10 protein-coding genes and 1 pseudogene are annotated in these 13,078 nt (G+C 67.6%); 5 read left to right on the top strand and 6 right to left on the bottom strand.

Going from position 1 to position 13,078, the window contains the following annotated elements:
• Positions 1 to 13 precede the first annotated feature (13 nt).
• A complete protein-coding gene (locus ON33_RS18340) occupies positions 14 to 2,281 on the bottom strand; it encodes a LuxR C-terminal-related transcriptional regulator (protein WP_083869126.1) in 2,268 nt (755 codons plus the stop codon).
• Between the two features lie 216 nt (positions 2,282 to 2,497).
• Between ON33_RS18340 and ON33_RS18335 the strand changes: the two genes are divergently transcribed.
• A complete protein-coding gene (locus tag ON33_RS18335; RefSeq protein ID WP_051152430.1) occupies positions 2,498 to 2,878 on the top strand; it encodes an MmcQ/YjbR family DNA-binding protein in 381 nt (126 codons plus the stop codon).
• 3 nt (positions 2,879 to 2,881) lie between these two features.
• On the opposite strand, the gene ON33_RS18330 is transcribed toward ON33_RS18335, so the two are convergent.
• Together ON33_RS18330 and ON33_RS18325 are read right to left on the bottom strand one after the other, a co-directional pair.
• Positions 2,882 to 3,799 (bottom strand): alpha/beta hydrolase fold domain-containing protein, encoded by a 918-nt coding sequence (locus ON33_RS18330; RefSeq protein ID WP_040860157.1) that lies wholly within the window; start codon positions 3,797 to 3,799, stop codon positions 2,882 to 2,884.
• 60 nt (positions 3,800 to 3,859) lie between these two features.
• Positions 3,860 to 4,708 (bottom strand): alpha/beta fold hydrolase, encoded by an 849-nt coding sequence (locus ON33_RS18325; protein WP_040860156.1) that lies wholly within the window; start codon positions 4,706 to 4,708, stop codon positions 3,860 to 3,862.
• Between the two features lie 53 nt (positions 4,709 to 4,761).
• Here ON33_RS18325 and ON33_RS18320 point away from each other — a divergent pair, with 53 nt between their 5' ends.
• Both ON33_RS18320 and ON33_RS43415 read left to right on the top strand, forming a co-directional pair.
• Positions 4,762 to 5,349 carry a TetR/AcrR family transcriptional regulator gene (locus tag ON33_RS18320; RefSeq protein WP_083869068.1) on the top strand — a complete coding sequence of 196 codons (588 nt, stop codon included), beginning with the start codon at positions 4,762 to 4,764 and terminating at the stop codon, positions 5,347 to 5,349.
• A gap of 106 nt (positions 5,350 to 5,455) precedes the next feature.
• Positions 5,456 to 5,882 (top strand): annotated as a pseudogene (locus tag ON33_RS43415) (AMP-binding protein); the annotation flags it as partial.
• 153 nt (positions 5,883 to 6,035) lie between these two features.
• On the opposite strand, the gene ON33_RS18310 reads toward ON33_RS43415, so the two are convergent.
• Positions 6,036 to 6,488 carry a type II toxin-antitoxin system Rv0910 family toxin gene (locus tag ON33_RS18310; protein ID WP_040860154.1) on the bottom strand — a complete coding sequence of 151 codons (453 nt, stop codon included), beginning with the start codon at positions 6,486 to 6,488 and terminating at the stop codon, positions 6,036 to 6,038.
• A gap of 1,048 nt (positions 6,489 to 7,536) precedes the next feature.
• Here ON33_RS18310 and ON33_RS18300 point away from each other — a divergent pair.
• Both ON33_RS18300 and ON33_RS18295 read left to right on the top strand, forming a co-directional pair.
• On the top strand, positions 7,537 to 8,679 hold the full coding sequence (locus ON33_RS18300; protein ID WP_051152429.1) for an erythromycin esterase family protein: 1,143 nt from the start codon (positions 7,537 to 7,539) through the stop codon (positions 8,677 to 8,679).
• Between the two features lie 52 nt (positions 8,680 to 8,731).
• Positions 8,732 to 9,787: a hypothetical protein gene (locus tag ON33_RS18295; RefSeq protein WP_157184592.1), complete on the top strand. Its 1,056-nt coding sequence runs from the start codon at positions 8,732 to 8,734 to the stop codon at positions 9,785 to 9,787.
• A 5-nt stretch (positions 9,788 to 9,792) separates the two neighbouring features.
• Here the strand turns inward: ON33_RS18295 and ON33_RS18290 are convergent, their stop codons facing one another.
• Together ON33_RS18290 and ON33_RS43410 are read right to left on the bottom strand one after the other, a co-directional pair.
• Complete coding sequence (locus ON33_RS18290) at positions 9,793 to 11,013, bottom strand: bifunctional 3,4-dihydroxy-2-butanone-4-phosphate synthase/GTP cyclohydrolase II (protein ID WP_040860151.1); 1,221 nt, start codon at positions 11,011 to 11,013, stop codon at positions 9,793 to 9,795.
• A gap of 224 nt (positions 11,014 to 11,237) precedes the next feature.
• Complete coding sequence (locus ON33_RS43410; protein ID WP_051152428.1) at positions 11,238 to 13,046, bottom strand: MFS transporter; 1,809 nt, start codon at positions 13,044 to 13,046, stop codon at positions 11,238 to 11,240.
• Between the last annotated feature and the right edge of the window lie 32 nt (positions 13,047 to 13,078).

Raw genomic sequence — 13,078 nt, 5'->3', positions numbered from 1 at the left:
GACGGCGTCGTTCCTACAGGTCGTGTTCGTGAGCCCAGGCGGCGAGCTGGGTCCGTGAGGTGAGGCCCAGTTTGGTGAGGATGTGCTCGACGTGGGTCTCGGCCGTGCGGACCGAGATGACCAGGTCGGCGGCGATGCGCTTGTTGCTGTGCCCGGCCGCGACCAGCCGGGCCACGTCCTTCTGGCGGCGGGTCAGCACATTGGTCTCGGACAGCGTGGCGGTGGCCGCACGCGGGGTCCGCTTCAACGCGGGCGGCGGCGCGACCGGTTCCGGCTCGGGCGCGGTGCGGCCGAGGGCGTAGTCGATGGCCTCCTCCAGCGGCAGGCTCGCGCCCGCGCCGAACGCGGCCCGGAAGGCATCCTCGCCCAGCGCGTCCCGGACCTTGAGCCGCTCCTTCTCGCCGACCGCGACCGTGATGGTGTCGGCCAGGCGAATCGTGCTGCGCTGCAGGGATTCCGCCGCGCCGAGCAGGCGGGCGGCGCGCTCGTAGTCGCCGTCCGCGGAGACCGTCCAAGCCAGTCCCTCGAACGCCGAGGACAGCCAGATGCAGCGCTCGAACAGGGCCAGTTGTTCGATGGCGCGGCGGTGGAATTCGGCTGCGGCCTCGAGCTCCCCGCGCCGCCAGTGGTCGATCCCGACCGTCCACAGCGCCAGCCCGCCCAGCAGATGGGAGCCGCTGTCGGTGGTGAGTTCCAGGAAACGCTCGGCCAATTCGGTGCGGCCCGGCGCCTCCAGCACCATGGCCGCCATGAAAGAGAAGGCGTACGAGTCCATCTCGATGGCGGGCTGGTCGGTGGCGGCCGCCAGCTCGATGGCGCTGCGGCCCAGTTCCAGTGAGCGCTCGCGTTCACTGGACGAGAAGGCCAGCAGTGACCGGTCCAGGGCCACCTCGGCCCTGATATCGGTATCGCCCAGGGCAGCAGCCAATTCCATGCACTCGGTCACCAGGTGCGCCGCGGATTCCTGATCGCCGAGCAGCGCGGCCAGCGAGGCCGCTGACGACAGCGCCTTGGCCCGTTCGGGGGTCCGCTCCGGATTGCGGTCCAGTGAATCGGTGAGCCAGCGGTAGCCTTCGGACAGGAAGCGGTTGTGCTCCCAGAACGGCCGCAGCACGGTCACCGTGGCCATGGTGCGGAGCGGTTCGTCCTCGAGTCCGGAGCGCAGGGCAGCACGGAGATTCGCGTGCTCGCGGCTCAGTTCCCGGAACCAGTCCACGTCCTCGTCGGTCCAGTACGCGGTCCGCCCGCGCATGGCCAGCTGCCGGAAGTGCTCGCGGTGCCGGGCCCGAACCTCCTGTGCCGTACCGCGTTCGGCGAGCCGGTCGGCGGCGAACTGGCGGATCGGCTCCAGCATCGAGTACCGGGCGACATCCCCGTCGAAGCGCAGCATCACCACCGACTTGTCGACCAGCCCGGTGAGCGCCTCGATCAGCGACGCGGACCCGAGCTCGCACACCGCCTCCGCGGCGTCGATGTCGAAACCACCGGCGAACACCGAAAGCTGTTCCCACAGTGCCTGTTCCGCCGCCGTGCACAGGTTGTAGCTCCAGCGGATCGCGCCCTCGATGGTCTGCTGGCGCTGCGGCGCGGTGCGCGGCCCGGCGCTGAGCAGCCCGATGGTGTCGTCGAGGCGGTCCAGAATCTGCTCCGGCGTGAACATACGCAGGCGCAGCGCCGCCAGTTCCAGCGCGAGCGGCATGCCCTCGAGGCGGCGGCAGATCTCCGCCAGCACCGGCCGGTTGCCCGGGGTGGCCTGGAAGCCGGGATTGGCGGCGCTGGCACGCTCGATGAACAGCTGCAGTGCGTCGCTGTCCTCCCCGGTGGTCGCCGGGACGGTCAACGGTGGCACCGGCATGACCTGTTCACCGGGAATGCCGAGCACCTCGCGGCTGGTCGCCAGCACCCGCACATCCGGTGTGGTGGCGATGATCCGGCCCACCAGCGCCGCGCACGCCTCGATCAGGTGCTCACAGTTGTCCAGGATCAGCAGCGGCCGCTTGTCGGCCAGGAACTCGGTGAGCCGGGGCAGCGGCGCGGTGGATTCGTCGCGCAGGTTCAACGCTTCGGCGACGCTCAGCGTGACGAGGGCGGGGTCCTGCACATCGGCCAGCTCCACCAGCCACACGCCGTCGGGGAACGCGCGCGCGACCAGGTGCCCGATCTGTCGTGAGAGGCGGGTCTTCCCCATGCCGCCCGGACCCAGCAGGGTGAGTACCCGGGTGGTCGGCAGCAGTCGCTTCGCGGTGGCCAGCTCATCGCGGCGGCCGACGAAGCTAGTCACCTCCTCGGGGAGGTTTCCATTGACACGCCGCGCCATGCCCTTCAACCTATGTGATTTGCCGCATTCTTTTCCAGCAAGCGCACATAAACCCAGCTCGGGCCTCTCCGGCGTGTGTGCGGCGATACAGATACCGGTGTGTGCGGCGATACACTCGACCGGGTGCCGAGCCGAACGCGCCGAGCCCGTCTCACGGGCGTCCACGAACTGGCCATCGGAATGCCGCACGTGACCGTCGAGCACGGGCCCGCGGGCAACCCGGTCTACCAGGTCGGCCGCAAGTCCTTCGTCTACTTCCGGACCCCGCGCCCCGACGCTGCCGACCCCGACACCGGGGAGCGGTACGACGACGTCATCATCTTCTGGGTGCCGTCGGAGGACGACAAGCGGGCCCTGACCCAGGACCCCGATTCACCGTTCTTCACGACACCGCACTTCCAGGGGCATCTCTCGGTTCTGGTGCGCGGCAGCCGAATTCCCGAACTGGGCCTGCAGGAGCTCGCCGAGGTCGTGCAGGACGCCTGGCTTTCGCGTGCGTCGGCGACCCGGGCTCGGAAGTGGCTGGCCGAAAACGCGCCGGGCACAGGCAAATCCGGCTGACCCTCAGGCCGGGGACGTCGCCGGGGTCAGCGCGCCGCGCAGGGCGTCGATGATGAGCTTGCGCGCCTGCTGCCCTTCGGGTGTCGGGGTCAGGGGATAGACGTGGACCAGTTCGGCGGCCTCGTGATAGTCGACCTCGACCCCGGCGGCCCGGGCCTTGCCCACCATGATCCGGGTGTCGGGCACGAGGATGTCGCGGGTGCCGCAGAAGACGGTCAGCGGGCCGAGACCGGCGAAATCGGCGAACAACGGACTGACCCGCGGGTCGGTGATCGGGAGCGGGCCGCGCCAATGGTCGCCGAGGATCAGGGCACCGTCGCGTCCCAGCCACGGATCCTCCGGTTGCACGGTGAGGATCTCCGGATTGCTCAGGCTCAGGTCCAGCGCGGGCGAAATCAGCACTGTCCGAGGCACAGCCGGTTGCTGCTCGTCCCGCAGCAGGACCGCCGTGGACAGCGCGATCTGACCGCCCGCGGAGTCTCCGGCCAGGCAGACGTCACCGTATTCGGCCCGATTGGCGCGCACGAGCGCCGCGAAGGCGGGGATCACCTGGTCGGCGGTGCCGTAGGGGATGAGCGGATAGATCGGCAGCGTGACCGTCGTGCCCGCCTCGGCCGCGATATCGGCGGCCAGCTGCCAATGCTGCCGGGCGACCTCGTTGACCCAGCCGCCGCCGTGGCAGTAGACGACATTGCCCCGGGGCCGGCCGGATCGGGGCGCGAGAGTGTAGATCGGCCAGCCGTTCTCGCGCCGCACCTCGATGCGCACATCCGACCGCAGCAGGCGCGGCGGACCATAGGCCTGAGGCCGGAGGCTGCGCTCCCGAATGTGCTCGCGAGCGCCCTCGGCGCTGATGAAGGGCCGATTGGCTCGGACCACCCGCAGATACGCGGGCACCGCCCGACTGAGCAAGCTGGGCATCAGCGCCTCCCGTGCGGTAGTCCGTCTGCGGCCTCGACCATACCGAACCGGGCGAAGCTGTCAGCCGTGTTCGACGACCGCGCCGGTGAGGAAGGCGGACATGGCGGCGGCGACGGCGTCGGGCTGATCCAGCATCGACAGCACGTAGGCGTCGTCGATCTCCACCAGGCGGGCCTTGGGGATCAACTCGGCGAGGCGGCGGCCGTGCTCGCGCGGCATGACCTTGCCGGCCGACGACCACAGGATCAGGGCCTCACCCGGAAAATTCCGTAGCGCTTCGGTATTCGCGATCAGCTCGGCCTTGGACCGGTGGGATCTGGTGTAGGCGAGCAGGTCGCGCTGAATCCGCTTGTCCCGCAAACCCGGATCGGTCCAGCCGCGCACGAGTTCGTCGCTCAGCGGATAGCGCGCCATCCAGCCGAACAAGAGCGGCAGCGAACGCAACCAGGGGATGCGCAACTGCCTGAGCGCCAGCGTGACTCCGCCGGGCAGTGCCGAGGCCAGGATGGCGGACTTGCCGGGCAGGCCGGGCGGGAAGTTGGCGAAGGCCTCGCAGGGCAGCACGATCAACCGGCCGACCCGCTCGTCGAGGCCGTAGGCGGTGAGGAAGAGACCGCCACCCCAATCGCTGTGGACCAGGGTCACGTCGTGCAGGTCGAGGACGGCGAGGAAGTCCGCGACCAGCTGATTGAGCCCACGCATGGACAGATCCGCGCCTGCGCGCAGCGGCTCCGGATGCGACCCGAGCGGCAGGTCCGGCAATAGATACCGGAAGCCGTCGGGCAGCTTTCCGACCACCTCGTCCCACACCGTGTGGTTCATCAGCAGTCCGTGCAGCAGCACCACCGGTGGCCCCTCGCCGTGCTCGGCGTAGTGGACCCGTCCCGCACTCAGTTCGACAGCCGGCATGATATCTCCCCTCTAGAGCACACGCTCTAGTGCGTTTGCTCTAGTCTGGACGGGTGAGCGAGAAGCTGTCAACCACCACCCGGGATCGCCTGGTCACCGCCGTCGCCGAACTCATGCGCGTGCAGGGCTACAGCGCGATCACCGTCAAACAGATCACCGCCGCCTCGGGTGCGCCGATGGGCTCGCTCTACCACCACTTCCCCGCGGGGAAGTCGGCCATCGCCGCCGAGGCCCTCCGCGTCTCCGGTGCCGCCTACATTCAGCTGCTGCCACTCCTGATGGACGCTCACGACGACCTCCGCGAAGCCGTCCCGGCAGCGTTCACCGCCGCCGCCGAAACCATCGAACAGGCGGGGTGGATGAACATGTGCCCGGTCGGCACCGTGGCGGGGGAGGTGGCCGACAGTGAACCTGGAATTCGTGACGTGGCAGCGGAAGTCATGAATTCCTGGATCGATGAGGGCGCAGCCTATTTCGTTCGCCGCGGGTTGGGTGAGGCCGATGCCCGGGAATTGTTCATTGCGATTCTCGGTGCGCTGGAAGGGGCCTTCATTCTCAGTCGGACCCTGCGGTCGACGGAGCCGCTACTGGCGGCGGGGAGCGCCATGGCGGCTCGGGTGTCGGAGATTGTGAAAAGTTGAGGGACGCACCGTGTCACGTCAAGTGGCAGCCGGCATCGCCGCAACCGCTCATCACCTCGGATCGGCCACTCGCCCACGCCGAGAACATCGCTGGGTGCGGGCTGTGTACACCCGCCGCTACGTATTCGGCCACAAGCCCGGTGTCGGTGTCTACTGGTGCGCCGCCGACATCGGCCGGATCACCGGGCGCACCCACATGGCCACGGGCCCGCTGTCGAACGGAGCGACTCCGGTGCTCTACGAGGGCACTCGAACTTCCCGGATGAGCACCAGCACTGGCAGATCATCGAAAAGTACGGCGTCACTGCCCTTTACACCGCGCCGACGCTGGTCCGCGCCTTCATGAAGTGGGCCGCGAGATCCTCGACGGGCACGACCTGTCGAGCCTTCGCATCCTGGGCTCGGCGGGCGAACCGATCAACCCGGAGGCGTGGCCACCCAGGTGGAGACGCGCCGCTGGTGGCGTCGGTTGCTGCACAATCCTCGCGGTCCGGGCGTGGTACCACGACGTGATCGGTGGCGCCCGGGCCCCGGATCGTGGATACCCGGATCCGAAGGTCCTCGCCGCGATCCGGGGTCGCTGAAGCCGATTCGCGACGACCCCAGCCTGTCGAGGGGTCCGGTTCGTGCAGTCGCCGCCCGGCAATCAGCCTGCGGCCGTGAACCATTGAATCGCACTGCCCGTGTCAGGCGCCGAGCCGACCGGCCGAGCCGGCCAGTGCACCCAGCTGACCCAGCGTGCGACCCAATTGCTGACGACCCTGTCCCTCGACGAGGGTGGCTATGGTGCCCGTGATGGCGGGGCCGGTGAGGACCACGCTGGCGGTGACGGTCGTGCCGTTTTCGGATTGGATCAGCCAATAGGTGAGATCGCACTGCCAGCCGGTTCTCACGTTGCCGTACAACACGATCCGGTTCGGATCGTCGAGCCTCGTCACGGTCCACTCGATCTCTTCGATCATCCCGTGCATCAGGATCTCGGCGACCAGCGTCGACCCCTCGGTCAGCCGGTCGGGCGTGTCGTCCACGAAGTCCCGGTGGCTGGCCATCCAGTGCTCCCATGTGGAGGGCGAGGCGATGGTGGTGAACAGGGCCTCGGGGGTCCCGGGTACTTCCCGGGATACGACAATTGCTCGCACAGCTGCTCCTCGGATTTCGATGCAGCGGTCAACGAGTCGCCGATGACTGTGTCCCGCAACGTGATCGGACCATCGACTGACTCCCCCGAGTCGACTGCGCTGATCTTGACACAGCGGAACGGGGAGTACAACACCCGGCGAATACTGTTCTTGCATTTGAGATCGCACTTCGTCGACGGCAATCGCGGAACGCTATTCCAGTTGCGGCACCGCGGGTTTCCTATCGATTAGCCAGGCCGCAGAGATTGCCCGTGCGAGATATGTGAAAAGGCGAGATATACTGGACATTTCGGTTTCCTAGGCTGTGTTTGCGACGGTAGAATTAGTACATGAATTCGATGGGGGTGACACTGGACACGAGGCCCTGTCGGATTCCGTCCTCCACGCAAACCTCGACGCGTTCGCCGATGGAGATGTGGTGGAGTTGATGCAGCGCCTGGAGACCTGCAAAAGGCAACTGTCGGCGTTGGATTCACGGCTGATCATCGAAGCCTGCAACCGTTCGCTGCCCAAGGGCAGCGCGGCGAAAGACGTCGTACCGTTCCTGCGCCAGACCCTGGGTTTGTCGAGGTACGACGCGTCGGTACGAGTGAAGATCACCCCCCCGGACTCGTCCCAGCACTCCGCACCCGATCGGTGCTCCCTCCACAGCCCGGGCCCATCACGGCCCGCTCCCACGAAATACATACTCCCAGCGCGGTATCCACTGACCACGGCTTCACCCCAAGCGCCTCGCTTGGCCGGCACCCCCTCCCCACGCCAAGCACACCGCGACCACGCCGCTGCCGGTGACCGACCGCCGACCCCTCATGCGGTGAGCCCAGTACCGTGATCCAAGCGAATACCTCCCGCAGCGACATCCACATGCAGGTTCAAAGGCGAGGGGCCGGAAGCCGAAGGCGCGTCCCCAAGCCCAGCCCCTCTTTCCTCCAGGCATCTCTTGTCTTTGATCTCTTGGTTCTTTGGCCTTTCGTTCTTTGGGTCTCGGTTCTTCGACTCTCGCCCTGGACTTGACCTAAACCAAGGTTCAGGGTGAAGAGTAGGGTCCATGCCGATTGAATCCACTCTGGCCGCAGCGCCTTTCGACGCGACAACCACCGACACTCTCGCGCGATCCCTTTCAGCCGCAACCGTCATCGGCATAGGCGAATCGACCCGCTTCGCACACGAAACCTTCACCCTCCGCGACAACCTGTTCCGAAACCTGGTCGAACACCACGGATTCCGCACCCTGGCCATCCAGGACAGCGCCGACGTCGGTGAAACCCTGGACGCCTACGTGCGCGAGGGCAAAGGCACGGCCGAGTCGGCTCTCGACCTCGCCTGGCGCCCATGGCGGACAGCGGAAATGGCTTCAACCCTGTCCTGGATCCGCGAGTTCAACGAAGCCCATCCCAGCGACCAGGTGCAGATCATCGGCGTCAAACCCGCCCAGGCCAAGCCGGAAGACTACGACGTCGTCCTCGACGCCGTCCGGACCCACTCCCCGCACCGGCTGCCCGATCTCGCTGCGCACCTGGAGCCCATCCGTACCGCTCACACACTCGACGAGCACGTTCAGCAGGCCCGGGGCGTCCACCCCGGCCGCCCCTTCCTCGACCATGCCCAGGACGCCTCGGCTCTCCTCTCCTCGATCCCGGAGATCAGCGAACCCGTCCGAGCCCGAATGGCTCTGATCGAGGACTTTCACCGCCACAGCGTCGCGGGCCGCGGCAGCTACGCGGGTGAGGCCGAGCTGTGGGCCTCCTCGATCATCGGCCACCACCAGCGCACCGGACTGCGGACCGTGTACTGGGACGGCATTTCGCACATCTGCGCCGATGACACCACCCTGGGCCTGGCCGGTGACCAGGTCTCCGAGTCCAGCGTGGGCAGTGTGCTGCGTGAACATTTCGGCCGCGGCTACTCCCCGGTCGCCATCGGCTTCCACCACGGCAACGTCGGCGTGGCCGAGATCCCGTCCCCCGCACCGGATTTCCTGGACGCGACGCTCAGCGACTCGGGTATTCCGGAACTCTGGCTGGATATGCGCACCGCACCGATCGCGGCGCCCGCCAAGATGCGCGTGATCAGCGGCGTCTACGATCCGGTGCGAGATGCCGGCGAGCACTTGGCGATTCGCGACCTGTCGAGGGCGTTCGACATCCTCGTCCACATCCGCGAGGTGACTCCGGTGCACTGGTTGCCGTGACCTTCGGGCAACCGAGACGTTGTCGTTGCCATAGTCGCATACGCTGCGGCGCGTGAGTGAAGACGTGGGTGAAGACCTCCCGCATCCGACGGAAGAGCAACGGCGGCAACGCAATGCGGAGGCGAACGAGTGGTGGGCGCGCAACTATGGCCGCCCGATGGACCTGGGCAGCTTCGGCGACGCGCTATCGGTACTACTGGCCTACCAATTCGGCGACTGGTCGCGGACGGAGATCGGCGATGTCTTCGCGAAACTGGCTTGGGAACCCACCGACGCCACCGGTGCATTCATCTCCGCGACCGCCGAAGGTGCACGGCTGGATGCCGTCGAGACGACATATTCCATCACCGCGCCGGGCTTCGGGTACGGGGAGATCAAGCAGCTCAGGCTGGTATATCCGTGCGGGTCCGGCGTCGTCGATCATCTCTTCACCACCGCTCTGGCCGAGTGTGTGCGCGTGCTGGGCGAGCCGGACCTGGTCGGCGGTCCGGGCGCGCTGGCCATCTGGTTTCGCGCCGACGACATCGTGACACTGGGCCGATCGATCCGGCCGATCCAGCTGAGCCTGCGCGTCGAGCCGCGCGGGCCGCGGATGGTCGAGCGCGAATTCGGCTGGGAGTACGACGAGGACCATCGGCCCGCCGAATGCTGGCTGGCCTGGCCGGACGAGTCACGCCGGACGGAGGTCGGCGTCCTCGGCTACAAGGAACCCGACGCCGTGACCCTCGATGAACTCGACGACCACATCGACCGGCTGTTCCTCTCCTTGGCGGTGGATCTCCCGGTCCTACATCCCCTTGTCCCGCACGCCATCTGGGTCCTCACCCTGGCCGACGAGCCGGAATGGGTGGCGCAGGGCTTCTTCGCCTCCAACGCCCAGTCCCGCCTGGAGGTCCGGGACGAGGGCGGGGTGCGCGGCCAGATGTTCAATCACGGCGTCGCCGCAGCACGGCAGATCGCGGACGAGACGAAGGCGGCCATCCGCCGGTCGGGCGCGAAATACCCGTCGGACTTGCGGTTTCAGGCCTGGCTGTCGCCCTCGAAACCCGGGTTGCAGGCGTTCCGGCTCGGGTTGCGGTGGGACGAGCGGGAACCGGAGGAAGGCTGACGCCGCTACCCCACCGCCGGAATATCGGTGAGTTGGTGGCTCATCCGATCACGCTTGGTGGCCAGGTAGCGCACATTGTGCTCGGTCGGCTGGGTCTGCAGGGGAATCCGCGCGTGCACGGCGATGCCGTTGGCCTGCAGCCCGGACCGCTTCGCGGGGTTGTTGCTCAGCAGGCGAACCGAATTCACGCCCAGATCGGCGAGGATGCGGGCAGCGGCGCCGTAGTCGCGGGCGTCGATGGGCAGGCCCAGCCGGACGTTCGCGTCCACGGTGTCCGCGCCGGCGTCCTGCAGTTCGTATGCGCGGAGCTTGTTGAGCAGGCCGATGCCCCGGCCCTCCTGGCCGCGCAGGTAGACGATGACGCCGCGGCTCGCCTCGGCGACGGCTTCCATGGCGGCGTCGAGCTGTTCGCCGCAGTCGCAGCGCAGCGAGCCGAAGGCGTCGCCGGTGAGGCATTCGGAATGCACCCGGGCCAGGGCGTTCTCGCCGGAGGGGTCGCCGAGGACGAGGGCCAGGTGTTCGGCGCCGGTGTGGGCGTCGGAGTAGCCGTAGACGCGGAAGTCGCCGAAGCGGGTGGGCAGGCGGGTTTCGACCTCGCGGGTGACGCCGTGCTCCAACCGCTTCCGGTGCGCGATCAGGTCTTCGATGGACACCAGGGGGATAACCCATTCGCGTGCCATGGCCAGCAGTTCGGGCAGGCGGGCCATGCTGCCGTCGTCATTGACGACCTCGGCGATGACACCGGCCGGCCGCAGTCCGGCCAACCGCATCAGGTCGACGGCGGCCTCGGTGTGGCCCGGACGACCGAGCACGCCAAGGGGATTCGCGCGCAGCGGGAACACGTGCCCGGGGCGGGAGAGCTGGGCGGCGGTGGTGCGCGGATCGGCCAGCAGGCGCATGGTGTGGGCGCGGTCGGCGGCCGAGATCCCGGTGCTGACACCGGAAACGGCGTCCACCGAGACGGTGTAGGCGGTGCCCTTGGGATCCTCGTTGACCGCGGTCATCGGGGGCAACTGGAGGCGGTCGCAGTCCTCGCCCGTCATGGGCACACAGATGACGCCGCTGGTGTGGCGCACCAGGAAGGCGATGTTCTCCGCGGTCGCGTGCTCGGCGGCCAGGATCAGATCGCCCTCGTTCTCGCGGTTCTCGTCGTCCACGACCAGCACCATGCCGCCGCGGGCCACCGCCGCCACCGCGGCGGCGATGGAGTCGAGTCCACCGGTCATCGTCGACCACCTCCTCCGGCCGCACGGGCTGACGGCCTATTTCCAATCGAAATATGACGAGTGCGGAACAACGAGGTGAGGTCCCGCTCACCGGTCAGGAAAGTGCGCTCAGCGCGCCTCGTCGGCCATGGTGGCGACGGAGTTTTCCAGTGCGCCACAACGGCCCGAAGGCAATCGCCTCCGGGCCGTTGTTCATTCAATTGTCAGTGCTTCACACGAGGGGGTCAGTGCGCAGCACCACCGGTGGCCGGGGTCCGGCCGTGCTTCATGAAGAACGCTCCGATCAGCGCCACCGCGGCGGAGATGGCCACGAAGTAGAAGCCCAGCTCGTAGCCCCTGTCGGAGTAGAGCAGCGGAATGTCCTTGGTGACCGGCGGCTGACCCGCCACCGTCACCACAGCCGTGACCGGGTTGGCGACCAGGAACGCCGTCGCGACCGCGAGGCCGATGCCCGCGCCCATGGCCTGCATGACGCCCAGCATGCCGGCACTGATGCCCTGCTGTTGTGCCGGAACGCCTTCCACGATGAGGTTCGGCGTGGACGCGTAGTACAACGCGAAGGCGGCACCGTAAACCGCGCTGATCAGCGCCTGCGTCTGCCAGCCGTGCGAGAGCGCCGCGTAGGCCAGGCCGCTGCCGACGAAGATGACCAGTGCGGTCACCAGCGGCCAGCGTGCACCCGAGCGCCGGATCCACAGGCCGCCGAGGAAGCCGAAGACCATGGCGATCAAGGACTGTGCGAGGGTCACGTGGGTGGCGAACCGGAGCAGCGAGAAGTTGTCACCGTAGCTGTAGCCCGGGTTCAGATCGACCTTGACCATGTCCGGCGGCAAGTGCTGGTACACCTGCTCCGGCGGCACCTGCGCGTTCACGACCTCCGGGGTCACCTGCGCGTTCACCTTGTCCGTCAGCATCTTCACCACGTCCGGCGGCAGGTCCATGCCCGGCGGCAGCGCGGCCTTGGCCTGTGCCTCGGCCTGGGCGAGACCCTGGGCCCGCGCCTGCGTGAGTGCCATGCCCTGCGCCTGGCTCAGCGCCCCGGCCTTCACCTGATCCCATGTGGCGTCCTTGACCTGTTGGACCACCTCGGCGGACGGGGGCGACTGGGTCATGTAGCCGGTCGCGTAGGACTGGTAGCCGATCATGAACGAGGCCAGCAGGCCGATGAACAGCACCACGCTGACTCGCGGGTTGAACAGCAGCTTCATGTCCATGATCGGGTGCTTCGCCCGCATCTCCATGATCGGGAACAGTGCGAGCAGCACCAGGCCGGCGATCAGCCAGACCAGCGTGGAGGGCTTGGTCCAGCCCCAGTCCTGACCCTTGTCCAGGTACAGCAGGGTGAGGGTGGCGCCCGCGCCGAGCAGCACCGCGCCGATGATGTCCAGGCGCTGCGGGGTGCGCAGCTTCGATTCCGGCACAACGATGATCAGGAGCGGAAGCATGACCACGGTGAAGACGAACAGGAACCAGAACAGTCCGCGCCAGGAGTAGTGATCGGTGATATAGCCGCCGATCAGCGGGCCGGCCAGGGCGGACACACCCAAACCCGTGGAGGCGATGCCGAGGCCGATGGGAACCATGCGGCGCGGCATCAGGTCCCGGATCAGGCCGTAGGACACCACGGTGGTCGCGATGGCCGTCGCCTCCAGCGCGCGGCCCACGAGGAAGACCGCCCAGTTGCTGGTCACGGCGCACAAGGCCGTGCCGATCAGGAACAGCACGCTGCAGACCAGGAACATCCGCTTCTTGCCGTAGATGTCGCTGAGCTTGCCGATCAGCGGGGACACGGCGGCGCCGAAGATGCCGAAGATGATGATGGCCCAGTTGATGTTCGCGCCCTGATCGGGGAACGTGGGCGCGATCTGCCGCAATGCGGACGCGACCATCACGTACTGCATCGGGGAGACCTCGGTGAACAGCACGATGATCGCGAGGACCGACCAGATCCTCAGGTTCGATACGCCGTCGAGGCGACCGGAATCGTCAGGCGCAGTTCCGGGCGGCACCGCGGTGTCGACGGAGGTGGACATGTGGCGTCCTCCATGGGTGGGTAGTAACACAA

Origin of the sequence: Nocardia niigatensis NBRC 100131, assembly GCF_000308655.1 — a bacterium.
Taxonomy (GTDB): Bacteria; Actinomycetota; Actinomycetes; order Mycobacteriales; family Mycobacteriaceae; genus Nocardia; species Nocardia niigatensis.
This window is presented reverse-complemented; position numbering and strand designations above follow the sequence as displayed.